Here is a 1,985-nt window from a genome sequence, read left to right on the forward strand (position 1 = left end):
CGCTCAGTGAGGCCGAGGCCGAGCTGGCCGCGCAGAAGATCGAGCGGGAACGCATCGCCCGCCGCAAGGCGGAACGCCAGGGTCCCGTCGACGCCGGAGCCAAGCTCAGCGGCAAGGCCGCCGACCTGCTGGCCGCCGTACGGGCCGTGGAGAGCGGGGAGAAGCCCTCCCCGGTGTACTTCGACGAGGCCCCGACCGCCCCCCGCAAGCCGGCCCCGGCTCCCGCCGCGCCCGACCGGGCCCGTCCCGCACCCGCCGCACCCGCCGCCCCCTCCGCGGCCGGCATCGAGGAGGTGCGGGCCGTACTCGCCCGGGGCGGCGCCCCCGAGGCCCTGGCCGGCCCGGCCGCCACCGCCCTCGGCGAAGGCGCCGCAGAGCTGCTGGCCGACGACCCGTGGCGGCTCCTGGCCGTCGCCGGTGTCCGCCCGACCCAGGCCGACGGATTCGCCCGGGCCCTGCTCGGTGCCGGGGCCGGCCCGGGCGACGAGCGGCGCGCCGCCGCGCTCGTGGGCTGGCTGCTGGAACAGGCCGCGGTCAAGGGGCACACCGCCCTGGAGGCCCCCACCCTGGAATCGGCCCTGGCCCAGTACGGCGTGCCGGACCCCGCCGAGTCCCTGGAGGAGGCGATCGGCGAGGGCGCCGTCCTGGTGTTCCACGAACCGCTCGGCCCGCCGGTCGCCGAGGGCGAGGAGCAGCCCGTCCGGGTCCTCGTCGGCCTGGAGGGGTACGCGCTGGCCGAGGAGAGCCTGGCGGACGGCCTGGCCCGGCTCGCCAACACCTTCACCGACCCCGCGGACTGGGAGAAGGCCGCCTCCGAAGCCGGCGCGGGCGCCGAGCTGGTCCGCGCCTCCTCGGGGCACGGGCTGGTCACCCACACCGGCGGCGAAGCCGCCCGCGCCGAACCGCGGGCCCTGCTCGCGGCCGCCCGCGACCTGGGCCTGCGCGTCTGCCTGGCCGCGCACGCGCCCGCGCCGGGAGCCGTCACCGTGGCCGGGCTGCTCGCCGGGACGGAGGGGCCCGGCCGGGACGCGGACGGACAGTTCGCGGTCGACCTGCTCGTGGTCCTCGACGCACCGCAGCTGGACGTGGAGACCGCCGCCGCGCTCGTCGAGTCCGTCCCCGACGGGGCCCGGCTGGTGCTCTCCGGCGACCCGGGCGTGCTCGGATCCGCCGGGCCCGGGCGGGTGTTCGCCGATGTCCTGGCGGCCCGCTCCTGCCCGCAGGTGGTCTCCCGCACCCCCGACCCGGGCCCGATCGGCGAGCTCGTCTCCGGGATCGGCGCCGGGGAGCTGAACCAGGTCGACGCCCCCGGCAAGGAGGTCGTCATCGTCCCGGTGCGCGACGCCGGGGAGGCCGTCCACCGCGCCGTGCAGCTGGTGGCCGAGTCGGTGCCGCGCGCCTTCGGGATCCCGGCGGACGCGGTCCAGGTGATCACCCCGGGCCATGGCGGCCCGGCGGGCACCCGGGCGCTGAACGCGGCCCTCAAGGAGCGGCTGAACCCGGGCCCCGGCCGGTTCGGCGGCTTCGACCCCGGCGACCGCGTCGTCCACGTGCCCTCGCCCGGGCGGGCGACGGCGGCCCGGGTGGTGTCGGCCGACGCGCAGGGCCTGCACCTGGACGCCGCGGGCGCGCGGACCGTCGTACCGAAGGAGCAGGTCGAGGCGCAGGTGCGGCACGGCTGGGCGGTGACGGCGCACCAGGCCGTCGGTGCGCGCTGGCCGGCCGTGGTCGTCGTCCTGCCCGGTGACGCGGCCCAGGCCCTGGCCCGGGACTGGGTGTACACGGCGTTCGGCCGGGCCGAGCGCCATCTGTCGGTGGTGCACGGCGTCGACCAGGCGCTGCCGCGCGCGGTCGTGGAAGTACTGCCGAAGCCGCGTACGACCCGGCTGACCGGTCTGCTGCGGGCCCTCGTGGCGGCCGCGCAGGAGCAGCCGGAGTGACCCGCACGCCGGCGCGGCCCCCGCCCCTTCCCGGGCGGGGGCTCG

General features: G+C 78.9%; 1 protein-coding gene. It reads left to right on the top strand.

The window, feature by feature from the left end:
* Positions 1-1,940: helix-hairpin-helix domain-containing protein (locus ACFXA3_RS41730; RefSeq protein WP_385196601.1), on the top strand; the 1,940-nt coding region annotated here is incomplete at its 5' end.
* Positions 1,941-1,985: the final 45 nt, after the last annotated feature.

This window comes from Streptomyces sp. NPDC059456 (genome assembly GCF_042750055.1).
Lineage (GTDB): Bacteria > Actinomycetota > Actinomycetes > Streptomycetales > Streptomycetaceae > Streptomyces.